This is a genomic window from Neorhizobium fuzhouense (assembly GCF_042611105.1).
Classification (GTDB): Bacteria; Pseudomonadota; Alphaproteobacteria; order Rhizobiales; family Rhizobiaceae; genus Neorhizobium; species Neorhizobium galegae_A.
Genome location: NZ_JBHFFP010000005.1, coordinates 302317 through 324144, shown reverse-complemented (window position 1 = coordinate 324144; position 21828 = coordinate 302317). Strand labels below are relative to the sequence as shown.

General features: G+C 62.5%; 25 protein-coding genes. 10 read left to right on the top strand and 15 right to left on the bottom strand.

Annotated elements, in window-relative coordinates; translation table 11 throughout:
• Positions 1–9 precede the first annotated feature (9 nt).
• Positions 10–708: a hypothetical protein gene (locus tag ACEXP3_RS11900; protein WP_377297439.1), complete on the bottom strand. Its 699-nt coding sequence runs from the start codon at positions 706–708 to the stop codon at positions 10–12.
• Positions 709–904: 196 nt separating this feature from the next.
• Between ACEXP3_RS11900 and ftsE the strand changes: the two genes are divergently transcribed.
• The 4 genes from ftsE (at position 905) to ACEXP3_RS11880 (ending at position 4292) form a co-directional block, all read left to right on the top strand.
• Complete coding sequence (gene ftsE, locus ACEXP3_RS11895) at positions 905–1564, top strand: cell division ATP-binding protein FtsE (RefSeq protein ID WP_210105761.1); 660 nt, start codon at positions 905–907, stop codon at positions 1562–1564.
• Between the two features lie 133 nt (positions 1565–1697).
• A complete protein-coding gene (locus tag ACEXP3_RS11890) occupies positions 1698–2648 on the top strand; it encodes a cell division protein FtsX (RefSeq protein ID WP_377297490.1) in 951 nt (316 codons plus the stop codon).
• A gap of 50 nt (positions 2649–2698) precedes the next feature.
• Complete coding sequence (locus tag ACEXP3_RS11885; protein WP_377297438.1) at positions 2699–3433, top strand: YdcF family protein; 735 nt, start codon at positions 2699–2701, stop codon at positions 3431–3433.
• A 67-nt stretch (positions 3434–3500) separates the two neighbouring features.
• Positions 3501–4292, top strand: coding sequence for a lysophospholipid acyltransferase family protein (locus ACEXP3_RS11880; protein ID WP_377297437.1), 792 nt, complete (start codon positions 3501–3503; stop codon positions 4290–4292).
• On the opposite strand, the gene ACEXP3_RS11875 is transcribed toward ACEXP3_RS11880, so the two are convergent.
• Positions 4277–4816 carry a gamma-glutamylcyclotransferase gene (locus ACEXP3_RS11875; protein ID WP_210105764.1) on the bottom strand — a complete coding sequence of 180 codons (540 nt, stop codon included), beginning with the start codon at positions 4814–4816 and terminating at the stop codon, positions 4277–4279. The genes ACEXP3_RS11880 and ACEXP3_RS11875 overlap by 16 nt on opposite strands.
• Before the next feature lie 49 nt (positions 4817–4865).
• Between ACEXP3_RS11875 and ACEXP3_RS11870 the strand changes: the two genes are divergently transcribed.
• Positions 4866–5867: a DUF2125 domain-containing protein gene (locus ACEXP3_RS11870; protein ID WP_377297436.1), complete on the top strand. Its 1002-nt coding sequence runs from the start codon at positions 4866–4868 to the stop codon at positions 5865–5867.
• Between the two features lie 23 nt (positions 5868–5890).
• Here ACEXP3_RS11870 and ACEXP3_RS11865 read toward each other — a convergent pair whose 3' ends face one another.
• Genes ACEXP3_RS11865 through ACEXP3_RS11855 form a run of 3 tightly spaced genes read right to left on the bottom strand, consistent with a single transcriptional unit; the run spans position 5891 to position 8739 of the window.
• Positions 5891–6817 (bottom strand): prephenate/arogenate dehydrogenase family protein, encoded by a 927-nt coding sequence (locus ACEXP3_RS11865; protein ID WP_377297434.1) that lies wholly within the window; start codon positions 6815–6817, stop codon positions 5891–5893.
• The gene (gene hisC / locus ACEXP3_RS11860) at positions 6814–7920 is read right to left on the bottom strand and encodes a histidinol-phosphate transaminase (RefSeq protein WP_377297433.1); all 1107 of its coding nucleotides are present in this window, start codon (positions 7918–7920) and stop codon (positions 6814–6816) included. The genes ACEXP3_RS11865 and hisC overlap by 4 nt, the downstream gene beginning before the upstream one ends.
• Positions 7921–7956: 36 nt before the next feature.
• Entirely contained in the window at positions 7957–8739 is a 783-nt protein-coding gene (locus ACEXP3_RS11855) for a class I SAM-dependent methyltransferase (protein ID WP_210105768.1), read from the bottom strand.
• Between the two features lie 87 nt (positions 8740–8826).
• On the opposite strand from ACEXP3_RS11855, the gene gloB reads away from it, so the two are divergent.
• Both gloB and ACEXP3_RS11845 read left to right on the top strand, forming a co-directional pair.
• Entirely contained in the window at positions 8827–9600 is a 774-nt protein-coding gene (gene gloB / locus ACEXP3_RS11850) for a hydroxyacylglutathione hydrolase (protein ID WP_210105769.1), read from the top strand.
• Positions 9597–10019, top strand: a complete 423-nt coding sequence (locus ACEXP3_RS11845) for a cupin domain-containing protein (protein ID WP_210105770.1) — start codon at positions 9597–9599, stop codon at positions 10017–10019. Before gloB ends, ACEXP3_RS11845 begins: the two co-directional genes overlap by 4 nt.
• 3 nt (positions 10020–10022) lie before the next feature.
• On the opposite strand, the gene yddG is transcribed toward ACEXP3_RS11845, so the two are convergent.
• Together yddG and ACEXP3_RS11835 are read right to left on the bottom strand one after the other, a co-directional pair.
• On the bottom strand, positions 10023–10913 hold the full coding sequence (yddG, locus tag ACEXP3_RS11840) for an aromatic amino acid exporter YddG (RefSeq protein ID WP_377297489.1): 891 nt from the start codon (positions 10911–10913) through the stop codon (positions 10023–10025).
• Positions 10914–10953: 40 nt separating this feature from the next.
• On the bottom strand, positions 10954–11727 hold the full coding sequence (locus ACEXP3_RS11835; RefSeq protein ID WP_377297432.1) for a DUF3108 domain-containing protein: 774 nt from the start codon (positions 11725–11727) through the stop codon (positions 10954–10956).
• Positions 11728–11963: 236 nt separating this feature from the next.
• On the opposite strand from ACEXP3_RS11835, the gene rpmB reads away from it, so the two are divergent.
• Positions 11964–12266 carry a 50S ribosomal protein L28 gene (gene rpmB, locus ACEXP3_RS11830; RefSeq protein WP_210105772.1) on the top strand — a complete coding sequence of 101 codons (303 nt, stop codon included), beginning with the start codon at positions 11964–11966 and terminating at the stop codon, positions 12264–12266.
• Between the two features lie 108 nt (positions 12267–12374).
• Positions 12375–13010 (top strand): queuosine precursor transporter, encoded by a 636-nt coding sequence (locus tag ACEXP3_RS11825; protein ID WP_210105773.1) that lies wholly within the window; start codon positions 12375–12377, stop codon positions 13008–13010.
• A gap of 19 nt (positions 13011–13029) precedes the next feature.
• On the opposite strand, the gene ACEXP3_RS11820 is transcribed toward ACEXP3_RS11825, so the two are convergent.
• From ACEXP3_RS11820 to ACEXP3_RS11800, 5 genes are all read right to left on the bottom strand, one after another.
• A complete protein-coding gene (locus ACEXP3_RS11820) occupies positions 13030–13593 on the bottom strand; it encodes an ATP-binding protein (RefSeq protein ID WP_377297431.1) in 564 nt (187 codons plus the stop codon).
• Between the two features lie 25 nt (positions 13594–13618).
• Positions 13619–14638, bottom strand: coding sequence for an esterase-like activity of phytase family protein (locus ACEXP3_RS11815; protein ID WP_377297430.1), 1020 nt, complete (start codon positions 14636–14638; stop codon positions 13619–13621).
• Between the two features lie 11 nt (positions 14639–14649).
• Positions 14650–16551, bottom strand: a complete 1902-nt coding sequence (gene cobT / locus ACEXP3_RS11810) for a cobaltochelatase subunit CobT (protein WP_377297429.1) — start codon at positions 16549–16551, stop codon at positions 14650–14652.
• Between the two features lie 31 nt (positions 16552–16582).
• Complete coding sequence (cobS, locus tag ACEXP3_RS11805; protein WP_210105777.1) at positions 16583–17575, bottom strand: cobaltochelatase subunit CobS; 993 nt, start codon at positions 17573–17575, stop codon at positions 16583–16585.
• 63 nt (positions 17576–17638) lie between these two features.
• Entirely contained in the window at positions 17639–18262 is a 624-nt protein-coding gene (locus tag ACEXP3_RS11800) for a J domain-containing protein (protein ID WP_210105778.1), read from the bottom strand.
• Between the two features lie 104 nt (positions 18263–18366).
• Here ACEXP3_RS11800 and ACEXP3_RS11795 point away from each other — a divergent pair, with 104 nt between their 5' ends.
• Positions 18367–18648 carry a BolA family protein gene (locus ACEXP3_RS11795; RefSeq protein WP_377297428.1) on the top strand — a complete coding sequence of 94 codons (282 nt, stop codon included), beginning with the start codon at positions 18367–18369 and terminating at the stop codon, positions 18646–18648.
• Here ACEXP3_RS11795 and ACEXP3_RS11790 read toward each other — a convergent pair whose 3' ends face one another.
• From ACEXP3_RS11790 to ACEXP3_RS11780, 3 genes are read right to left on the bottom strand one after another with little or no spacing between them, the layout of a single operon-like run.
• Complete coding sequence (locus ACEXP3_RS11790; RefSeq protein ID WP_377297427.1) at positions 18649–19950, bottom strand: HlyC/CorC family transporter; 1302 nt, start codon at positions 19948–19950, stop codon at positions 18649–18651. It abuts the gene before it with no gap.
• A complete protein-coding gene (gene aroB, locus ACEXP3_RS11785; RefSeq protein WP_377297426.1) occupies positions 19950–21083 on the bottom strand; it encodes a 3-dehydroquinate synthase in 1134 nt (377 codons plus the stop codon). The genes ACEXP3_RS11790 and aroB overlap by 1 nt, the downstream gene beginning before the upstream one ends.
• A complete protein-coding gene (locus ACEXP3_RS11780; RefSeq protein ID WP_377297425.1) occupies positions 21076–21675 on the bottom strand; it encodes a shikimate kinase in 600 nt (199 codons plus the stop codon). Before ACEXP3_RS11780 ends, aroB begins: the two co-directional genes overlap by 8 nt.
• Between the last annotated feature and the right edge of the window lie 153 nt (positions 21676–21828).

Below are 21828 nucleotides of genomic sequence, written 5' to 3'. Positions count from 1 at the left end.
TAGCACAGATCAGGAGCCGGATGCACCAGCCGTTGCGAAGGAAAGTCTAAGCCGCGGGGTTTTTCCACCCGGATGCGGCATGGAAAAGGAAAATCCGTGGCTATGATGGCCGCCCATGGCGGCGACGGGCGGATCGATCAGCGCATCGGCAACGACCGCGCCATCCACCAGAAGCTCGGCATGGATGGCGGGAACCGGTAGCGAACCAGGGCCACGGTTTTCCACCACGCCGTTGATCGTCAAAGTGCTACCGCCCGCCTGCGGCGTCAGCGTCACATGGGTGATGTCGAGACCCGGCGCCGGATGCGCATCGGCTGCACCGCCGGAGAGAAGAGAAAAGCCGCCGCAAAGCGCAAAGACGACGACAAAGACAAAAGCAACCACGGCGGAAAAGAGATCGGCGGACATGCGCGACAGCATCGCCTCGCATCGCTCCACCAGCCGCGCGACACGGGAGGCCGGCTCGCCGATCAGGCCACGCTGAGGTCTTTGGCCGACGAAGGACGGGCCTGCGCTATGAACGGAATTGTCATTGCCGTAACCCTGCGGGCGTCCGGATTGCGCCGGCGTGCGCACGGTGACGAAGTCCACGTCCACCACATCCACCTGGCCCCTTGCCGGAGCTTGCGGGCGCGGGGTCCGGCTTTGCGGCGGCAGGATGTCATAGGTTTCGGCAAGCTTTCGACGGCGCGAGCGGAATGCGTGCATGGTTCTCTCCCGCCCGTCCACATGAAGATGAAATTTCGGGCATTGAAACGGAACCCGCTCAGTCGTAAATTCAAATGGTTAATGCTTCGCAAAATCTCCCCGGAAACGCCTTGTTTCCCGCGCATGATTCAGAAACTGTCAACCCTTGGCCTTTACCAAGAGCGCCACATCACTTCCCAAGCGACTGGACGACGCGTTGATCCATTTCGAAAATGTCGGTTTGCGATACGGGATGGGGCCCGAAATCCTGCGGGATATGACCTTCGACATTCCCAAGCGCTCTTTCCAGTTCCTCACCGGACCCTCGGGCGCGGGCAAGACCACGCTGCTGCGCCTGCTGTTCATGTCGCTGCAGCCGACGCGCGGCCTCATTCGCATGTTCGATCGCGACCTGTCGCAGATCCCGCGCAATGAATTGCCGATGCTGCGCCGGCGCGTCGGCATCGTGTTTCAGGATTTCCGCCTGCTCGACCACCTGACCACCTATGAGAATGTGGCGCTGCCCTTGCGCGTGCGCGGCAAGGACGAGACGAGCTACCGGACGGATGTGATCGAACTTTTAAAATGGGTGGGACTTGGCGAGCGCATCAATGTCTTGCCACCGGTCCTTTCCGGCGGCGAGAAGCAGCGTGCCGCAATCGCGCGGGCCCTGATGGACCGGCCGGAAATCCTGCTGGCGGACGAGCCGACCGGCAATGTCGATCCACCGATGGCGCGCCGGCTTCTCAACCTCTTCCTCGAACTCAACCGGCTTGGAACCGCCGTGGTGATTGCAACGCATGATCTTGGCCTGATGGACCAGGTGGATGCGCGCCGGATGATCCTCACCGAAGGGCGGCTCGACATCTATGAATGATATCAGCCGCCCCTTGCCCGGCCAGAAAGCCGGTCAGAAGCCGGACAGGAAGACCGGGCAGAAATCAGGCCCGAAAGCCGGTCCGAAAGACAGCACACCGGCGCCTCAGCCCGCCCAGCCGCGCCGGGCGGAAATGCGGGTGCGCCCGACAGGCCCGATCCTGCCGCCCTCCAATATCCAGGGCAATGCGCTTCTGGTCGTCATTGCCATCATGTCGTTTCTCGCCTGCCTGACGCTCGGGGCCGTCAGCATGGTGCGCTCGACGGCCGCCTCCTGGGAAAGCCAGATCTCCCGGGAAATCACCATCCAGGTCAAACCCGATGACGGGCTGGATATGGATGCGACGCTGAAAAAGGCACGGGACCTTGCGCTTACCTTCGTTGGCACGAAGGAGGGCACGATCATGGACGACGCGGCGACCGCGCGCCTTCTGGAGCCGTGGCTGGGCGCCGGGCTCGACCTCAAGGAACTGCCGGTGCCGCGCCTTGTCATCATCACCATCGACGAGACGCACCCGCCGGATTTTGCCGCCATGCGCGACATGTTGCGCACCGAAGTGCCGCAGGCCTTTCTCGATGACCACCGGACCTGGGTGGATCGTCTCGTCTCCATGGCCCATACCACCGTCCTCATCGGTACCGGCGTGCTGATCCTCGTCTTTACCGCCATGATTCTCACCGTGATCTTTGCCACGCGCGGCGCGCTCTCCGGCAATCGGCATATCGTTGAGGTGCTGCATTTCGTCGGCGCTGAAGGCGGCTTTGTCGCCACCGAATTCCAGAAGCATTTCTTGAAGATCAGCCTGAAGGGCTCGGCGGCCGGCGGCATTCTTGCCGCTCTTCTGTTTGCCACCGCCGGCATTTTACAGAGCAATACCCGCGCCACGCCGCAGACTGACCAGGCGACCGCCCTGTTCGGCACCTTCACGATCAACTTCATGGGATATCTCGGCATTCTCGCCACGATGATCGTGATTGCGCTTTTGACGACGCTGACGGCACGCTTTACCGTCATGCGCACCATCGACGAAATCGATCTTATCCGCTCCGATCCCTCGCGCTCCGACGGCTTGCCGGGCAGCTGAGCGGGAATTAGATCTGTTCTCATGGCAAAACACGGGCTAAGGACGAGGTCATGACCCTTGGCCAGACGCGCACCACCGGAATGGCTCGCCCGCCGCGGCAAAACGGCGGCAGCGGCTGGTTTCGCCGTAGCGGGCCGGTGCGGCGCTGCCTGCGCTATCTGGGACTGCTCGCGATGCTGGTCATCGCCTGCGTCTTTGCAGGCTTCCTGTGGTTTGCCGATGCGGTGACATCCCTTCGCGCGCCAGACGGCGTGAAGGCGGATGCCATCGTGGTGCTGACGGGCGGATACCAGCGGATCGACCAGGCGCTGGGGCTTCTGCGGGATGGTGCCGGCGGCCGGCTGCTGATTTCAGGCGCCCATCCCTCCACCTCTCCGACCCAGATCCGACGCACGACGCAAAGCTCGGCCGACCTTTTCAAGTGCTGTGTCGATGTGGGCTACGAGGCGATCGACACCATCGGCAATGCCAACGAGATCACCCGCTGGATCCATGATCACGGCTACCATTCGGTTCTCGTCGTCACCAACAACTACCATATGCCGCGCAGCCTGCTCGAACTGCGCCTGATCGACCGGAAGACGGACTTCATCGCCTATCCCGTCATCAATGCCGATCTGAAGCGCAAGGCCTGGTTTACCGAACCGGACGTGCTGCGCATCATGCTCGCCGAATATGCCAAGATGGCAGCGGCAAGCCTGCGCTCGCTGATGGGCATCCAGCAGGGCAATGGTCTGCGCAGCGAGGAAGAGATCCAGCAGGAAAGCGCGCGGCCGGCCCGCTGAGACAATGCTTCCGTCGAGGATCGGGATGGTGTAGGGACGCCTTGCCCAGCCACCGGAACCGGACTTCATGCTTTTTCTGCGTTCGAATCTGTTCAACATCGCCTTCTATGCCAACCTGATCCTGCGCATGATCATCCTGGCGCCGATCTATTTCATCCTGCCGCGCAAGAAGGCCCTGTGGGTGCCGAAATCCTGGGCCCGTTCCAACCACTGGCTGATGCGCAAGATGGTGGGCACCACGTTCGAAATCGAAGGGCTGGAAAACCTGCTGACGACGGGCTGCATCTTTGCCCCGAAGCACCAGTCGATCTGGGATACCTATGCGCTGCTGCCCTGGGTGGAGGATCCGGTCTACATCCTGAAGCGGGAACTCACCTGGATCCCGCTCTTCGGCTGGTACCTGATGAAGCAGAACATGATCCCGGTGGACCGCAGCGCCCGCGGCAAAGTGATCGTCGAAATGATGCGCCGGACAAAGCAGGAGATGGAGAACGGCCGCCAGCTGATCATCTATCCCGAGGGCACACGCCGTCCGCCCGGCGCAGAGGCGCAATACCGCTATGGCATCGCGCGCATCTATCGTGACATGCAGGTGCCGGTCGTGCCGATTGCCATGCATCCCGGCCTGTTCTGGCCACGCCGCAGCACCCTGCGCTATGGCGGGCACTTCAAGATCCGCATCCTGCCGCCCATCCAGCCGGGGCTCGATCCGGACGTGTTCTTCGCGCAGCTGACCGAGACGCTGGAAAAGGCAAGCGACGCGCTTCTGATCGAAACGCTGGCCGCCAATCCCCACCTGCCCGTGCCGCCGGAAGCGGCCCGCAGGCTCGCCGAAATCAAGGCTCAGGCCACCGCCTGAGCCGTCATGGCGGCAACACGCGCCGCAACACCTTCCAGCCAGGCATCGCGAATGCCCATCTCCTTCAGATGCGCCACCGTGTTGACCACATAGGCTTCGTTCGGGCCCGACTGCCCCTCAGACATGCCGACGATCCGTGCGGCCTCGGCGATATCCAGCGCGCCGGCATATTGCGGGTGGCTGCGATCCACCACATAGCCGATGGCGCGCACCTCCCGCCCGTCCTCAAGCTCCAGCCGCAGGTGGCGCTCCAGGTAGACGTTCGTCACCAGTTCGCGTTTGCGCAGATAATCGAGAACCTCTTCGCGGTCGTCTGCGTTCACCTTGAAAGCCGCACCCCGACAGGAACCGCCACGATCGAGACCGAGGACCAGCCCTGGCCGTTCCGGTGTTCCCCGATGCACGAAGGAACGGATACACAGCGACCGCCGATAACCGAAAGCCCGCGCGCCAAGGCGCTCTTCAAAGACAAAGCCCGGATTCCACATCAGGGAGCCGTAGCCAAAGACCCAAAATTCGTCCATATCCCACGCCACACCGCACGCACTCGAACGAGCACCATTGGAGATCATCATGGCAGCGTCAAGCCGAAGCGGCGTCTCTGCGAAAATTTGGGGCCTAGCAGCCGCGATCGTGCTGGCCATTGCCGTCTATACGGGCGGCTGGTTCTATGCCGCCGCCGCGCTGAAGGCCAATACGCTTGCGCTGCTGGGAAAGCAGAAAGAGAACAATGTCAGCGCCGAATGCGCCGATGCCACCTATCGCGGCTATCCCTTCCGCATCGGCCTGTTCTGCTCGAAAGTCACCGTCGATGACCGGGCGAACGGCATTTCCGCCATGTTCGGCGCGCTGCGCTCGGCAGCACAGGTCTATCAGCCGAGCCACATCGTGTGGGAACTCGACGGCCCTTCGGAAGTGCGCACAAGCCACGGTCTTTCGGTGTCTTCCCAGTGGCGGAACATGCAGTCGAGCCTGATCACGGTTCCAGGCGGCGTGGAGCGCAGTTCCACCACCATCGACGGCCTGACGTCAGCCATCCTGTCATCGCAGACCGGACAGGCCTTCGATCTGAAGGTCGAGCATACCGAAACGCATCTGCGCCAGAACGGGCCGGATCTCGATGCCGCCATGACACTTCGCAACACGGATCTCACCGCCAAGGGCCTGCCCTCGCTCCTGCCACGCTTCACGGCAATTGCCGATATCACGCTTGCCGGCAAGGCAGGGCTCCTCGAAGGTCGGGATGAGACGGGGCTTTACGGCACCGCCGGCCAGATCCGCCAGTTCGGCATCGACCTCGGTGACGGCGAAATCCTCAGCATCAGCGGCCCGGTGTCGGTGGATGCGCAGGGGCGCCTGTCGGGCAAGCTGCGTCTTGAGGTGGAAAAGATCGGCGCATGGCGCGACCGGCTGAAGACCAGCTTTCCGCAGCTCGGCCGCACCATCGATACGGCCTCGAGCATGCTCTCGGCGCTGACCGGCGGTGGCGACCGGGCAACGCTGGATCTGACCCTCAACCGCGGCAAGATCCTGGTCGGCGGCTTCATCCCGCTGGGTGAAATTCCGCCGATCTGAAGACAGGCGCTGCCAGCGCCTGATCAGGCCTTGGGATCGAGCGCGTGGCGGCCGAAGTCCGGTGCGTCGACGTCCTGGCCGGCTTCCACGATGGAGCGGCGGATGGTGCGGGTGCGCGAGAAAAGCTCGAACAGCTTGTCCCCCTCGCCCCAGCGGATCGCCCGTTGCAGGGAGGCGAGATCTTCCGAAAACCGCGCCAGCATTTCCAGGATCGCATCCTTGTTGTGCAGGCACACATCCCGCCACATGGTGGGATCGGAGGCGGCGAGACGGGTGAAATCGCGAAAACCGGAGGCGGAATATTTGATGACTTCCGATTCCGTCACCGTTTCCAGATCATCTGCCGTGCCGACAATGTTATAGGCAATGATATGCGGCAGGTGGGAGACAATGGCGAGCACCTTGTCATGGTGCTGCGGGTCCATCTCATCGATGCGAGAGCCGAGCGCATCCCAGAAACCGCGCAGGCGACCAAGCGCCACGGGATCGGTGTCGGGAAGCGGCGTGAAGATGCACCAGCGGCCCTTGAACAGGCCGGCAAAGCCCGCGTCCGGGCCGGATTTTTCGGTGCCCGCCAGCGGGTGGCCGGGGATGAAATGCACGCCTTCGGGCACGTGCGGCGCCATCTGCGCAATCACGGATGCCTTGGTGGAGCCCACATCGGTAAGGATCGCACCGGCCTTGAGGTTCGGTGCAATCTGCTCGGCAACCGTGCCGGACGAGCCGACCGGCACCGAGACGATGATGAGATCCGCATCCTTCACCGCCTCTGCCGCTGACGTGACATAACGGTCGCCGAGGCCCAGTTCCTCGGCGCGCTGCAAGGTCGCCTCGCTGCGGGTGGAGATCACCAGTTCGCCGGCAAGGCCAAGCTCCTTGATGTCGCGCGCAATGGAGGAACCGATCAGGCCGATGCCGATCAGCGTGATGCGATCAAACAGAATGCTCATGCCCGGCTCATGAACTCGCCGAGCGCTTCGATCACCCCGCGATTGGCCTCTTCGGAGCCCACCGTCATGCGCAGGGCATTGGGAAAGCCATAACCCTTGACAGCGCGCAGGATGAAGCCGCGGCTGGTCAGGAACTCATCGGCTTCCGGCGCCCGCTTGCCGTCCACATCGGGAAAATGGATGAGGAGGAAATTGGTGACGGAGGGCGTCACTTTCAGGCCAAGCGCGGTGAAGGCATGGGTCAGCTTGTCGCGCCACAGCGTATTGTGCTCGACGGCGCGGGCAATGAACTCCTGGTCGCGCATGGCGATGCTGCCGGCGGCAATGGCGGGCGCATTGAGGTTGAACGGTCCGCGCACGCGGTTCAGCGCATCCAGAATATCGGCGGGGCCATACATCCAGCCGATGCGCAGCGCTGCAAGACCGTAGGCCTTGGAGAAGGTGCGGCACATCACGACGTTCTGGCTCGACGAAATCAGCTCGATACCGGCTTCGTAATCGTTCTCGCGCACATATTCGGCATAGGCGGCATCGAGCACAAGGATGACGTTCTTCGGCAGGCCGGCATGCAGGCGGCGGATTTCGGCGGCCGGCACATAGGTTCCGGTCGGATTGCCGGGGTTGGCGATAAAGACAAGCTTGGTCTTTTCCGTCACAGCCGCAAGGATCGCGTCCACATCGACGCGGCAATCCTGCTCCTTAACGGTGACCGGTGTCGCACCGGCGCCCATGATCTGGATCTTGTAGACGAGGAAGCCGTGCTCGGTGATGATCGCCTCATCGCCGGCACCAAGATAGACGTGGCAGAGAAGGCCGAGCAGCTCGTCAGAGCCGTTGCCGCAGAGAATGTTTGCCGGATTGAGGCCATGGGTGGCGGCAATCGCCGCACGCAGTTCGTGGGCCTGCCCGTCGGGATAAAGCTCGAGATGGCCAGCCGCCTGGCGAAACGCATCAATGGCCTTCGGGCTGGCACCCAGCGGCGTCTCGTTGGACGACAGCTTGAAGACGCGCGCCACGCCCGGCGCATGTTCCTTGCCCGGCACGTAAGCTGCGATATCCAGAATTCCGGGACGGGGAACGGGCTTCAGCACTGCGGTATCCATGGGGCAAGACCTTTGGGTAAAAACGACCCTTCGCCCTTAATCCCGCTGCACGCTTTTGTCGAGGCCGAACAGGGGTTCAAGCGGTGTTCGGGTGGTGGGAACGCCCTGCCCTGCCAGGACGGGGACGAAAACCCGCCGCGATGCGCGTGCGGCCACCGGCAGGCCCTGGTAGAGACGCTTTTGCGCTTCCAGAACGATAACGCCGGAAAAAGCCGGCCATAGGCGCCGCCCGATCCGCTCGAGGCCATGGCGCAGCTTTAGGACGGCGCGGATCTTGGAGGGCGGGAAAAACAGCGCTTCGGCGCTGGCGGCCGGGGTGAAATTGGTTTCGCGCAACAGGTTGGTCAGCTGCCTGCGCGAATAAGGGCGGCCGGAGCCGAAGGGCGTATGCTCCATGCGCGCCCAGACGCCGCGCCGGTTGGGCACGACGATGACGAGACGGCCGCCCGGCGCCAGTACCCGCCAAAGCTCCTTCAGCGTCTCCCGCGGATTTTCGGCAAATTCCAGCGAATGCACCATCAGCACGCGATCGACGGAACTGTCGGGCAGCGGCAGTTCCTCTTCAAAAACCAGCGCCGTGGACGACAGCTCGCCGACCGGCCAGTTCACCGCCCCCTGGCCTGCCGGCATGAAGGCAAAGGTCCTCTCCGTATCCTTTCGAAACCGGTCGAGATAGGGAACCGCATAACCAAGCCCCACCAGCCGCTCCTCCGGCAACCGCGCCCAGAGCGATGCAAGCGCCATCGTGATCGAGTGCTCGGCGAAATGGCCGAGCGGCGAATGGTAGAACTCTCGAAGGTCGACGATATCGGCGTGCATGGCGAAAAGCTATCAGAGGGTGGTTGGACTTCAAAGCCCGGCTCTCTACATTGTGCCGATACGGTTGACGCACAATGGGCAATGGCGATGAAAACTCTGGCAATTGAAGTCTTTATGTGTCGCAGCGACAATTTTGGCGTGCTGCTTCACGATCCGGAAACCGGCCTCACCGCCGCCATCGACGCGCCCGAGGAAAAGCCGATCGTGGAGGCCGCAGAGCGCCGCGGCTGGACGCTGACCCACATCTTCACCACGCATCACCACACGGACCATGTGGAAGCAAATCTTGCGCTGAAGGAGCGCTACGGGCTGCAAATCATCGGCCCGATCAACGAGGCGGTCGCCATTCCGGGCCTTGATCGCACCGTGGCAGACGGTGACGAATTCCTCTTCGGCGACCATCCGGTGCGCGTCATCGAAACGCCCGGGCATACCGCCGGCCACGTCTGCTACCATTTTTCCGAGGATAAGATCCTGTTTGCCGCCGATACGCTGTTTGCGCTTGGCTGCGGGCGCCTGTTCGAGCGCACGGCCAGCGACATGTGGCACTCCATGCAGAAGCTCGCCGTGCTGCCGGATGAGACGGCGATCTATTTCGGCCACGAATATACGCTCTCCAATGCCCGCTTTGCCATCAGCATCGACCCCGACAACGAGGCGCTGCAAAGGCGCGTGGCCCAGATCGAAGCGCTGCGGGCAGAAGGCCGCTTTACCATCCCCACCATGATGGGGCTGGAGAAGGAAACCAATCCCTTCCTGCGCGTGGCCGATCCCGCCATCCGCAAACACCTGGTCATGGAAGGCGCCACAAACGAAGATGTCTTTGCCGAAATCCGCAAGCGCAAGGACAATTTCAAGTGACCGCCGACGAGATCATCGAGACGCTGAAGCTTGAGCCACATCCGGAAGGTGGCTGCTATATCCAGACCTTCCGCGATGGGGATGGAGATGCGCGCGGCCATTCCACGGCGATCTATTACCTTCTGAAAGCCGGCGAGCGTTCGCACTGGCACCGGGTGACGGATGCCGCCGAGGTCTGGCATTTCTACGCCGGAAGTCCGCTGAAGCTAAGGCTTGCGAAGGACGGCGAAGAAGGCCGGGAGATCATTCTCGGGCTCGATCTCAAGAACGGCGAGCGCCCGCAGGCCGTCGTCGTCGCCAATGAATGGCAGTCGGCAGAAAGCCTTGGGGCATTTACGCTGGTGGGCTGTACGGTTGCGCCGGGTTTCGAATTTTCAAAGTTCGAAATGGCGCCGCCGGGCTGGGAACCGGCCGGCTGACCGCTATTCAGCCGCGACGGCTTTCGATGTCTTTGCACGAAAGATCATGTCGCGGGCGGCCAGCACCGCACCGCCGGTGATCAGCAGGCAGGCGAGCGCAATACGCAGGCTGGGCTCCGCAAAGCCGAACAGCATCAGGATCAGGGTGGACAAAAGCGGCGCCGCATAGCTTGCAGCGCCGAGGATCTGGATATCGCCGGTCTTGACGCCGAAATCCCAGGCGTAGAAGGCAGCACCGACCGGCAGGAGGCCAAGGCCGACAATCGCCAGCCATTCCGTTGGCGCAGACGGCCAGATGCTGACCTCCAGCATCAGATGGCAGAGCAGCGACAGAAGCGAAGTCGCCAGGCAAAAGCCGGTGACGACATCGGTGGAGACCGCCTCGAAGCGGCGCGTCAGAAGCGAATAGCCGGACCAGGTGAAGGCGCAGAGAAAGGCCGCGCCATAGCCGATGAGATAGGCGTCATCAAAGGCGATGCCGGCGCGCGAGATGATGGCAAAGGTTCCGCCAAGCCCGCACAGCGCACCTGCCACGTGATGCCACCGCAGCCGCTCGCCCGGCAAAAGCGCCGAGCCGACCACGATAAACAGCGGCCAGAGATAGGCGATCAGCCCGGCCTCCACCGCCGGCGCATTGCGCAGCGCCGTGAAATACAAGAAATGGTAGCCGAACAGCCCGCCGATGCCGGTCAGCCAGACTTTTGCCGGCTGCTTCAGAAGCGCAAGCCGCTTGGGGCGGGCAATCAGCAGCAGGACACCGGGAAGACTGCCGATGGCAAAGGTGATGGCGGAAAGCTGAAACGGCGGCATGGTGCCGGAGGCTGCGGTCAGAAGCGCCAGCAACGACCACATCAGGATGGCGGTAAAGCCGATCAGCGTACCCTTGACCTTCACGATCAGCCCCCTCGTCTGACGGGGCCGCAGCATTCGCTGCTCAGCCGCCGTATTTCACCGCCGTCACATAGACATCGCCCACCCGCGTCGGAATACGGGCGTAGACAGGTGCATATACATTGACGTTCGCGGCCTTGGCAAACCACACTTCCATGCGGGCCGACTTCAGGAATTCGATATCGCTGCGTCCCTTCCGGAAACCGGATTTGGGCACATACCGGACTTCGCAGACCACCACATCGCCCTTGAAACCATCGGTCGAGAACGGTTTCGTGCCCTTGTTCGACAGGACGAGGTCCATGCGCGACTCGCCGTCGTAGATCGGCAGCCGGCTGGGGCACACCTGGGCGCCATCGGGAAAAATGAGGCCCGAGAGCGGATCGAGAACCGACTGCAGGTCGCCGTCGCTCACCGGCACCCAGCTTGCCGGCCGCGGCTTCGGCTCCGGCTTGATCGTGGTGGAAACGACATTGCCGTTGCGATAGCTGATATCGTAACGACGCGTCTTCTTGTCCTGCGTGTAGATGAGCGAATAGCTGTTGGCCTGCAGCCTCTTGCCGCGGATGGCACCGTTCACATTGGTATCGGCGGAAATCCGGCTGAACAGGCTCACAATGCCCGACGACTGGAACGACCCGGTGATCCTGTAATCATTGCTGTCGAACTCGCTTGCAAATGACGCACGCGCGATCGGCAGCACGCCAAGCGAAATATTGTATTCGCTGACGTGACGAATGCCGGCCGGGACGGCAGGCGTGGCTGACAGCCCGAGGAGGGCCGCAAACAGGATGGCGGAACGGCTCCGGCGGAGCATGGACTTCCCCTGCGATTGGAGTGGAGACCAAGGGTTATAGCCTGCGCACTGTGGCAATAAAATAGCAAGATCGTGAGACGGATCGGCGGAATCTCGGGAGAGCGGCGATGTTTGGCTTGACGCGCGCGGTCTCACTGACTATAGAACCGCAACTTTCCAATCATGACCAGTTGGATCGGCAGGCGGGGCTTTGCCCAGTGCCCCGTTCAATTGCTAAGAAGAACAAAGGTGTACACATGTCCCGTATGTGCGAATTGACCGGCAAGGGCGTCCAGTCGGGCAACAATGTCAGCCACGCCAACAACAAGACGAAGCGTCGGTTCCTTCCGAACCTGTGCCACGTCACGCTGATCTCCGACTCGCTTGGCCAGCGTTATCGTCTGCGCGTTTCGGCTCACGCCCTGCGCTCCGTCGAACATCGCGGCGGCCTCGATGCTTTCCTCCTGAAGGCTGACGAGAGCGAACTGTCGATGCGCGCCCGCCTGCTGCGCCGCCAGATTGCCAAGAAGACCGCTGAAGCTGCTGCTGCAGCCGCTTAAGTTTTCGACATCCTATCCGATACCAGTCAAGGCTTGATCGCTTCGCCGTTCAAGCCTTTTCTGTTGTTTCCTGTTCCTCTTGCTGGTGGCATCACCCAGGGTAAAAAAATGCTCATTCTGCGCACGACCATCCTTTACGTGGCCCTCATGACGCTGGTCGTCGTGGCCTCGAACTTTCTGGTTCAGTTTCCGGTTATCGGCTCCGTTTTCGGCATACAGCTGAGCGACCTGCTCACCTGGGGCGCCTTCATCTATCCGGCAGCCTTCCTGGTCACCGACCTGACCAATCGCCAGTTCGGCCCCAAAATCGCCCGCCGCGTCGTCTTTGTCGGCTTTCTCGTTGGCGTCACCATCTCGCTCTATACGTCCATGCCGCGCATCGCGATGGCGTCCGGCACCGCCTATCTCGTCGGCCAGCTCGTCGATATCTCGGTGTTCAACACGCTGCGCCGGCAGACCTGGTGGCGCGCGCCGCTGGCCGGCTCGCTGTTCGGTTCGGCACTCGACACGGTCATCTTCTTCTCGCTGTCTTTTGCACCCGCCTTTGCTCTGCTGGGCGCCAATGACGATTTTGCCATCGGCTCTGCCCCGATCCTCGGCGTGTTTGCAACCGAAGCACCGCGCTGGATTTCCTGGGCCATCGGCGATTTCGTCGTAAAGCTCATCGTCGGCCTCGTCATGCTGCTGCCCTATGGGGCGCTGATGAGCGTGGTGAAGCCGATGCCGCCGGCAAAGGCTGCCTGAGCAAGCCGGAGGACGGGGGTCAGCCGCCCAGACGGCTGCCCTCAACGACCGGATGCGCCAGAACCGCATCCACAAGTTCATCGACCGGACGGGCGGAATCCAGCCGCAGAACGGGCGCGGCCTGGGTCAGAAGCCAGGCTTCATGGGCGACCAGACTGCGCTGATCCGGCCCTGCCGTGTCGTAACTTGCCGCCCAGTCGAGAAACTTGGCGCTGGTCTCTGCCATATCGCCGCCCGGCAGGATGCGCGCGCCATAGCGCTCCGTTTCCCGCCTCCGGATGCGCGCCATGCGCAAGGCCGGATCAATCGTCAGGAAAACGATGAGGTCATAGAGCGGTTCGAGCGGCGTTCCCCATTTGAGTGCCGAACCGGTCAGCACCCATCCTTGCGGGGACTTCGACATTTCCGCCTGCACCAGTTCGAGCCTTTCGGAAACGGGCCGCAGCGTCGTAAAGGGCGGATCGGTTGGCATCCAGAAGAAATCATCCGTGTCGAGGTGGCGAAGGGCAAGCCGTTCCCCGAGAACACGTCCGAGTGTGGTGGTGCCGGAGCCGGATGCGCCCATGACATGAACTCGCAGCATCGCTCCCCCTCCCTCCGGTTATCTGTTACTCGATCAGCCTGAACTCCAGCATCAGGTTGCGCTGGAGGATCGAGTGATTGTCATCCGATACAAGGATGACATGGGCATGACCATCGGGGCCAGCGACCACGTCAATGCCTTCCATATTGTCGATCTCAAAGCCCATGTCCGCCTCGATGAGGACAGGCCCATCAACCAGCGCGCCGGGCTTCAGGCTCTTGCCGGCGATCCTGCGAATGCGCATGCCGACCCCGCCGAGGATACTGAAGCGGCGCTCCAGCAGCAAGAGATCGCCATTGGGCAGGAAGGCGCCATCCGTCACGTCGAAGGGATCGTTGCGCACCACCTTGAACTGGCCCTTTAGCGGCCCTTCCAGAATGGCGGCATAAAGGTTGCCGTCTGCATCCACGCTCTGTTCGGCAATGGTGAGGACGGCCCCTTTCAGGGCGCTTTCGGACGGCGCGACCAGTACGGTTTCGAGGCTGCCATTGCTGCGCAATTCCCGCTTCGGGATCAGGATATCAAGGCTGCGCTCCGGCCTTGCGTGCTCGAAGCCCGGATCGGGATAGATATCCACCCGGTGGCGGCGCTCGAAACTGACGATGGCCTGGCCCCGTCGCAGGGCAAGCCCCTCGGCATCGATATCGCCTTTGACTCGCGGTTCTTCGCCGCGCGCATCGCGCATGGGGGTGATCCTCACCTCGGCAAGCCCCGACAGGCGCCCCTCGGCATCCCGCTCGAGCCGTCCTGTCAGCCAGTGGCCGGTGTCCGCAACGCCAACGAAATGCACGCCATCAGCGCGCACGCGAAAGCTGGACCAAGCGCCGAACAGCGGCTCGCTGGAGGTGAGTTGCAGGCCGCCCACAAACTCGAAGGCGCCGAACCGTGTCTGGTCCGAACCCGCTTTGAAGCTTGTAATGGTTTTTGCGACCACCGGTGCAGGCAGGCTCTCCGAGATAATGCTCGGAGCGGCCCCGGATTCCGGCGCAAGATAAACCCCGAGCGCCGTGCAAAGGCAGAGGGCACGGACCGCGCGACGCAGCATTTGCGGACGCGCTAGCTTGCGCGCCGCGCGCGGGCTCCCAGACCGCCGGCGGCCTTCTCGTCAAACAGCGAAGCCAGCTGTTCCGTCATCGCACCGGCCAGTTCATCCGCATCCACGATGGTGACTGCGCGGCGATAATAGCGCGTCACGTCATGGCCGATGCCGATCGCCAGAAGCTCGACGGGCGAGCGGTTCTCGATCTGGTCGATCACGGCGCGCAGGTGGCGCTCCAGGTAGTTGCCCGGATTGACCGACAGCGTCGAATCGTCGACCGGCGCGCCGTCGGAAATCATCATCATGATCTTGCGCTGCTCAGGGCGGGCGATCAGGCGGTTATGCGCCCACATCAGCGCCTCGCCATCGATGTTTTCCTTGAGCAGGCCTTCGCGCATCATCAGACCAAGGTTGCGGCGCGAGCGGCGCCAAGGCGCATCGGCCGACTTGTAGACGATATGGCGCAGGTCGTTGAGGCGGCCGGGCGTCGGCGGCTTGCCACCGGCCAGCCACTGCTCGCGGCTCTGGCCGCCCTTCCACGCCTTGGTGGTGAAGCCAAGGATTTCCACCTTCACGCCGCAGCGCTCAAGCGTGCGGGCCAAAATATCGGCGCAGGTGGCGGCAACCGTGATCGGCCGGCCGCGCATCGAACCGGAATTATCGATGACCAGCGACACGACCGTATCGCGGAACTGCGTGTCGCGCTCGCGCTTGAACGAAAGCGGCTGCATCGGATCGATGACAAGGCGCACAAGGCGGGCCGGATCGAGATAGCCCTCTTCCAGATCGAAATCCCAGGAGCGGTTCTGCTGCGCCATCAGGCGGCGCTGCAGGCGGTTTGCAAGCCGCCCGACGGCCCCCTGCAGATGCGCCAGCTGCTTGTCGAGAAAGGCGCGCAGCCGGTCGAGTTCGGCCTCGTCGCACAATTCCTCGGCCAGAATCTCCTCGTCGAATTCCTGCGTGAAGATGTGGTAATCCACCTTCTCGTTGAAATCGTCGAAAGGCATGTTGGGCCGGCGCGTTTCGCCAGGCGTCTCGGACTGGTCATCGTCTTCGTCCGACATCTCGTCGTCGGACATTTCGGCGCCGTCCATCTCGCCATCATCAAGCTGCTCTTCGGCGGCCTGGCTCTCTTCGGCAGGAGCCGCGTCGGAACCGGCCTCCTCGTCAACCTCGTCGTTTTCGGTCTCGTTGCTGCGCGGCTGCTCTTCCTCGTTCTCGTTTTCCATCTCCTCCGGCTGGCTTTCGTCATCGCCGTAGTCTTCCGCCATCTGCATGGAGGAGAGCATGTGACGCACGAGCTTGCCGAAGGCCTGCTGGTCTTCGATCACGGTCTTCAGGCTGTCGAGATCACCGGCCACCTTTTCATCGAAGAAGGGGCGCCAGAGATCGAGCACCTTGCCGGCGCTGGCCGGCGGCTTTTCGCCGGTCAGCTTTTCGCGTACCAGCATCGCCATGGCTTCGCCGATCGGCGCATCTTCCTGCCGCTCGACACCGGAGAAGTTCGCCTTGGCGTATTTTTCCGTGTTCATGGTGGCAATATTGCTGGCAACGCCGGCCATGCGGATGGAGCCGAGCGATTCCACCCGCGCCTGCTCCACCGCATCGAAGACGGCGCGGGCATCGCTGCCCTGCGGCGCCATCGTTGCATGGATGTTGCTGTCATGGCAGGCCAAGCGAAGCGCCATGGAATCGCCGAGCCCGCGGGTCACTGCCAGCTCATAGGCGGTCGGACGCTTGGAGATTTCCGGCAGACGGATGCGTTCGCCCGCCATGCCCGGCCGCTCGTTGGCGAAGGAGACCTCCACCTCGGCGCTGCCGGCAATCGAGCGCACGCATCCGGTAATGGCCCGGCGCAACGGCTCGGTATCCACCGGTGTGCCAGCCTTTGCTGTGGAATTATCGCCGCGGCCTGCCATATCGCTTATCCTGTCCGTCTGCCGTCCTGCCTCAGGCGCCGAGAACCATGTTCACGGCGCTTTCCTTCAGCTCGACGCCGAAGGCGCGCTGATAGTGTTCGGCCACCAGCGTGCGTTCCAGCTCGTCGCACTTGTTGAGGAAGGTGATACGGAAGGCGAAGGCGACATCGCCGAAGATTTCCGCATTTTCCGCCCAGGTGATGACGGTACGCGGGCTCATCACGGTCGACAGGTCGCCGTTGACGAAGGCCGAGCGCGTCATGTCGGCCACGCGCACCATCTTCGACACCGTATCGCGACCTTCGGCCGTCTTGCCGAAGCTCTTGACCTTGGCGGCAACGATATCGACTTCCTTCTGGTGCGGCAGGTAGTTCAGCGTTGTGACGATCGACCAGCGGTCCATCTGCGCCTGGTTGATCTGCTGCGTGCCGTGATAGAGGCCGGTTGTATCGCCGAGACCGACCGTGTTTGCCGTTGCAAACAGGCGGAAGGCCGGGTGAGGACGGATGACGCGGCTCTGGTCGAGAAGCGTCAGGCGGCCAGAGGATTCCAGCACGCGCTGGATGACGAACATCACGTCCGGGCGACCGGCATCGTATTCGTCAAAAACGAGCGCGACATTGTGCTGGTAGGCCCAGGGCAGGATGCCATCCTTGAATTCGGTGACCTGCTTGCCTTCCTTGAGGACGATGGCGTCCTTGCCGACGAGGTCGATACGGCTGACATGGCTGTCGAGGTTGATGCGCACGCAGGGCCAGTTGAGGCGGGCGGCGACCTGCTCGATATGCGTCGATTTGCCCGTGCCGTGAAAACCGGACACCATCACGCGGCGGTTGTGGGCAAAGCCCGCAAGGATCGCAAGCGTCGTGTCCCGGTCGAACAGATAATCCGGGTCCAGTTCGGGAACGTAGGGGTCGCTGTTGCTGTAGGCCGGAACGCGCAGGTCCGAATCAATGCCAAAGACATCCCGAACGGAAACCGTCGTGTCGGGCAGGTTGGAAATATCAAGATCGATTTTGCTCATCACCACTCCATGCCGCACCTTGCCGGTCCGGCCGCAATTCTTGCTGCCATGAATGGCAACGACTTAGCAGAAACCTGCCTGCTTTAACAATTGGTAGGCCTGTATCACGGCGCGAAAACGTTCCTCCGAGCCACGATCGCCGCCATTGGCATCCGGGTGATGTTTCTTCACCAGTTCCTTGTAGCGGCTCTTGATTTCAGCCGCCGTGGCGCCTGCGGTCAAGCCCATTGTATCGAAAGCCTTGGCTTCCAGCGTCTTTAGTTTGCGCACGGCCGGCTGGGCCTGGGCACTGGCGCGCCCTTCCCGCACGAAACCGAAGGGATCCTTCACCCGGTTGAAGCTGGCCGCCGAGCCGGATCGCATGGTCTGCTGCAACGGCGCATCCTTGGCCGACTTGTTGACGCCGACTGTCCAGGTGGGACGATGCCCGGTGATCGCCTCCTTCTGGTAGCGGGCGATCTCGCTGTCGGAGAGGCCGGAGAAGTAGTTGTAGCCCTTGTTGTATTCCTTCACATGCTCAAAGCAGAACAGGAAGAACTGGCCCTCGGCATTGCGACCCACGGGGGCGCGATGGGCACCCGGCTTGTCACAACCGTCCCACTGGCACGTCGGGGCCTCAGGAACGGCGTCCTGCTCCCTTTTCCGGCGCGTCCGGATACGGTCAAAATATTTGGAATCCAATTTCATGTAAGCCCATTATGGGGTGCCGGACGGGGCAGGACAAGAATTGACAAAGCGGTTTGTTACTGGTTTCTGGGACGCCCTCCGCGACAGCCCCAGGAACCCTGAAAATGTCCGTTCGTTCCCGTATCGAAGCCACACTCTTGCACCATCTCACGCCTGAACGGCTGGATGTGATCGACGAGAGCCATCATCATGCCGGCCACCAGCCGGACATGACCGGCACCGGCGAGAGCCACATGCGGGTTCGTGTCGTGTCGGAGCGTTTTTCCGGTCTGACCCGGCTGCAGCGCCACCGGATGGTGAACGATCTTCTGAAGGCGGAACTGGATGCGGGCCTGCATGCGCTCGCCGTCGAGGCCGCAGCCCCCGGCGAGCCGACCCGCTGGTGATCAGCCCGGCAGCGGCATGTCTTCTGCCGGGCGAATGCGCAGCTTGGTGATGCGGTTCTTTTCGCGCTTCATCACGATGAAGCGCTTGCCATAGAAGGTAAACGCCTGGCGCTCCTGCGGGATCAGCTTTGATTCGTGGATGACGAGGCCGGCAATGGTGGTTGCCTCCTCATCCGGCAGCGTCCAGTCGAGAGCACGGTTCAGGTCACGGATGGGCACGGCACCATCGACCACGATCGAGCCATCGGCTTCCTGGCGCACACCCTGGATTTCCAGATCATGCTCGTCGGCAATGTCCCCGACGATTTCTTCCAGAATATCCTCCAGCGTCACGATGCCCTGGACCTCGCCATACTCATCGACGACGACAGCAAAATGCATCTTGCGCCGCAGGAAGGCGTTCAGCTGGTCCTTGAGGCTCGTCGTGTCCGGCACGAACCAGGGTTTCTGCGCGATTTTCACGATATCCAGATCGCGCGGCTCCATATCCGGTTCGGCCAGCGCCCGCAAAAGATCCTTGGCATGCACGATGCCGATGATGTTTTCGGTGGTGTTGCGCCACAGCGGCATGCGGGTGAAGGGACTTTCCAGCACTGCGCGCACCACCACGTCCGGCGCATCGTCAGCATTGATGGCCCGCATCACCGTGCGGTGCTTCATCACATCGGAGACTTCCAGTTCTTCCAGGTCCAGCAGCCCGCCCAGCCGGTCGCGGTCGGCCTTGATGAAGGAGCCTTCGCGATGGAGGAGATCAAGCGCGCCGCGCAGCTCCTCATGCGCCGACAGCATCGACGTGCCTTCCGACAGGTTGATGCCGAAGATCGACAGGATGAAACGCACCACGGCATTGACGCCGCTCGAAAGCGGCCCGGCAATGCCGACATAGACGCGCACCACCGGCGCCACCACCATGGCGAACCGGTCAGGTGCTGAAATCGCCCAGCTTTTCGGCAGCACTTCGGAAAAGACGACCAGCAGGACCGTCATGACGATCGTGGCGAAGGCGACGCCCGTCTGGCCGAACAGGCCGAGAAACAGGCTGGTGGTCAAGGACGAGGCCAGAATATTGACGAGATTGTTGCCGATCAGAAGCGCGCCGATCAACCGGTCACGTCGCTCGATCAACCGTCCGACAAGGCCAGCCCGCTCATCGCCATTGGCATGCAGCGTGTGCATGCGCGCCCGCGAGGCCGCCGTCAGCGCCGTCTCCGACCCGGAGAAAAAGGCCGACAGCAAGATCAGCAAAAGCACGGAGGCCAGTGTAAGCCAGTAATCGGAGAGAAAGGTCAAAATCTCCTGCATCACCCCTGCCGTGTTTCTTCGAGGAAAGCCAGAACCTCGGAGGCCGGCACGTCATCAGCGACGAAGGACTGGCCGATGCCGCGCGTCAGGATGAAAGTGAGCTTGCCGCTTTTCACCTTCTTGTCCTGGGCAATGGCGTTCATCAGAACGTCGCTCGGCGGCAGCTCGCCCGGGATATCGGACATTTCCGTCGGAAGCCCTACCGCCTTCAGATGCGCCTCGACGCGCCTGGCGTCGTCCGGGCTCGCGAGGTTCATGCGCGCGGAGAAACGATGCGCCAGCACCATGCCGATTGCAACACCCTCACCATGAACAAGCCGGCTGCTGTCATACTGCGTGGCCGCTTCCAGCGCGTGGCCAAAGGTGTGGCCGAGATTGAGGAGCGCCCGGCGGCCCGTTTCGCGCTCGTCTTCCACCACCACATCGGCTTTCGCCTGGCAGCTCAGCGCAATTGCCTCGGCGCGGGCGGGGCCGCCGGCAAAGACGTCCATCCAGTTCTTTTCCAGCCAGTCGAAAAACTCCGGCTTGTCGATCAGCCCGTATTTGGCAACTTCGGCATAACCGGCGCGGAATTCACGCTCGCTCAAACTATCGAGGGCGGAGGTATCGGAAAGGACCAGATCCGGCTGATGGAAGACGCCGAGCAGGTTCTTGCCGTGGCGGCTGTTGATGCCGGTCTTGCCGCCGACGGAGGAATCGACCTGCGACAACAGCGTCGTCGGGATCTGCACGAAGCGCACGCCGCGGCGCACGATGCCGGCGGCAAAGCCGGCGAGATCGCCGATCACGCCACCGCCGAGCGCAATGATGCAATCGTTGCGCTCGATGCGGGCGGCAAGCGCCATATCGCAGACAGCGGCCAGCGGCTCGAGGCTCTTGGTCTTTTCACCGGCGGGCAGGGTGAGCGACACGGCCTCGATGCCATCGGTCTGCAGGCTGTCCATCAACGGCTCGAGATAGAGCGGGGCGACATGCTCATCGGTGACGATGGCGGCGCGGCGGCCCTTCAGGCGCGCGGTGATTTCGCCACCGGCATGGGCAATCAGGTCGGGTCCGATGAGAATGTCGTATGCCCGATCGCCCAGCGGCACATGCACCAGGCGTTCGTCGCGGCGGGGTGCTTGCTCAGTCATTCTCTCTGCCTTCCTTGGAAAGTGCGGCGATGGCGGCCAGCACTTCCTGTGCCATGGCCTCCTTGCGCACGTCGCGCGATTCGACGGTGAGGTCGGCTCCCGCATAGATCGGGTAACGCTGGTGCATCAGGTTTTCCAGCGTCTGCTTCGGGTTCTCGGTTTTCAGAAGCGGTCGGTTGTCACGCTTGTTGACGCGCTCCCAGAGGATGTCCAGCTCGGCGCGCAACCACAAAGACAGGCCGCCAGCGCGAATGGCGGCGCGCGTGCGCTCGTTGATAAAGGCGCCACCGCCAGTGGAAATCACCCGCGGTCCGCCCCGCACAAGGCGCTCCATCACGCGTGTCTCAAGAGCACGAAATTCCTGCTCGCCGTAGTTGGCAAAGAGTTCAGGAATGGTCATGCGCGACACACGCTCGATCTCGGCATCCGTATCAATGAAGGGCAAGGCAAGCTGCTGGGCGACGACGCGACCGACGGCCGATTTGCCGGCTCCCATCAGGCCGACGAAAATCAGATTGCGGCCACCCAGGGCAGCGCGCGCCCGTTCGGCAAGCGTGCTCGCCACTGTCTGCTGTGTCACAAGATCGGGCATCGCGGTGTCAACACTGTCCTCTGGCGCTCCCTGCATGCAAACCGTATCGACAAATGGCGCCGCAGCGTCAAGCCGCAGCGGCTTGAAACATGCCGGCCGGCCCTGGGTTCTTGCGCTTGCCTTCGGCTTTCCTCATAAGATGGCCCGAATTGA

Coding starts and splice junctions, on each gene's coding strand:
- aroB (WP_377297426.1), bottom strand. CDS start 21,083: ATGACTGAGCAAGCACCCCGCCGCGACGAACGCCTGGTGCATGTGCCG.
- ACEXP3_RS11800 (WP_210105778.1), bottom strand. CDS start 18,262: ATGAAATTGGATTCCAAATATTTTGACCGTATCCGGACGCGCCGGAAA.
- ACEXP3_RS11880 (WP_377297437.1), top strand. CDS start 3,501: ATGCTTTTTCTGCGTTCGAATCTGTTCAACATCGCCTTCTATGCCAAC.
- ACEXP3_RS11825 (WP_210105773.1), top strand. CDS start 12,375: ATGCTCATTCTGCGCACGACCATCCTTTACGTGGCCCTCATGACGCTG.
- ACEXP3_RS11780 (WP_377297425.1), bottom strand. CDS start 21,675: ATGCCCGATCTTGTGACACAGCAGACAGTGGCGAGCACGCTTGCCGAA.
- ACEXP3_RS11795 (WP_377297428.1), top strand. CDS start 18,367: ATGTCCGTTCGTTCCCGTATCGAAGCCACACTCTTGCACCATCTCACG.
- ACEXP3_RS11815 (WP_377297430.1), bottom strand. CDS start 14,638: ATGCTGCGTCGCGCGGTCCGTGCCCTCTGCCTTTGCACGGCGCTCGGG.
- gloB (WP_210105769.1), top strand. CDS start 8,827: ATGAAAACTCTGGCAATTGAAGTCTTTATGTGTCGCAGCGACAATTTT.
- rpmB (WP_210105772.1), top strand. CDS start 11,964: ATGTCCCGTATGTGCGAATTGACCGGCAAGGGCGTCCAGTCGGGCAAC.
- cobT (WP_377297429.1), bottom strand. CDS start 16,551: ATGGCAGGCCGCGGCGATAATTCCACAGCAAAGGCTGGCACACCGGTG.
- ACEXP3_RS11890 (WP_377297490.1), top strand. CDS start 1,698: ATGCGGGTGCGCCCGACAGGCCCGATCCTGCCGCCCTCCAATATCCAG.
- ACEXP3_RS11875 (WP_210105764.1), bottom strand. CDS start 4,816: ATGGACGAATTTTGGGTCTTTGGCTACGGCTCCCTGATGTGGAATCCG.
- hisC (WP_377297433.1), bottom strand. CDS start 7,920: ATGGATACCGCAGTGCTGAAGCCCGTTCCCCGTCCCGGAATTCTGGAT.
- ACEXP3_RS11865 (WP_377297434.1), bottom strand. CDS start 6,817: ATGAGCATTCTGTTTGATCGCATCACGCTGATCGGCATCGGCCTGATC.
- ACEXP3_RS11835 (WP_377297432.1), bottom strand. CDS start 11,727: ATGCTCCGCCGGAGCCGTTCCGCCATCCTGTTTGCGGCCCTCCTCGGG.
- ACEXP3_RS11790 (WP_377297427.1), bottom strand. CDS start 19,950: ATGCAGGAGATTTTGACCTTTCTCTCCGATTACTGGCTTACACTGGCC.
- ACEXP3_RS11870 (WP_377297436.1), top strand. CDS start 4,866: ATGGCAGCGTCAAGCCGAAGCGGCGTCTCTGCGAAAATTTGGGGCCTA.
- ACEXP3_RS11885 (WP_377297438.1), top strand. CDS start 2,699: ATGACCCTTGGCCAGACGCGCACCACCGGAATGGCTCGCCCGCCGCGG.
- ACEXP3_RS11900 (WP_377297439.1), bottom strand. CDS start 708: ATGCACGCATTCCGCTCGCGCCGTCGAAAGCTTGCCGAAACCTATGAC.
- cobS (WP_210105777.1), bottom strand. CDS start 17,575: ATGAGCAAAATCGATCTTGATATTTCCAACCTGCCCGACACGACGGTT.
- ACEXP3_RS11855 (WP_210105768.1), bottom strand. CDS start 8,739: ATGCACGCCGATATCGTCGACCTTCGAGAGTTCTACCATTCGCCGCTC.
- ACEXP3_RS11820 (WP_377297431.1), bottom strand. CDS start 13,593: ATGCTGCGAGTTCATGTCATGGGCGCATCCGGCTCCGGCACCACCACA.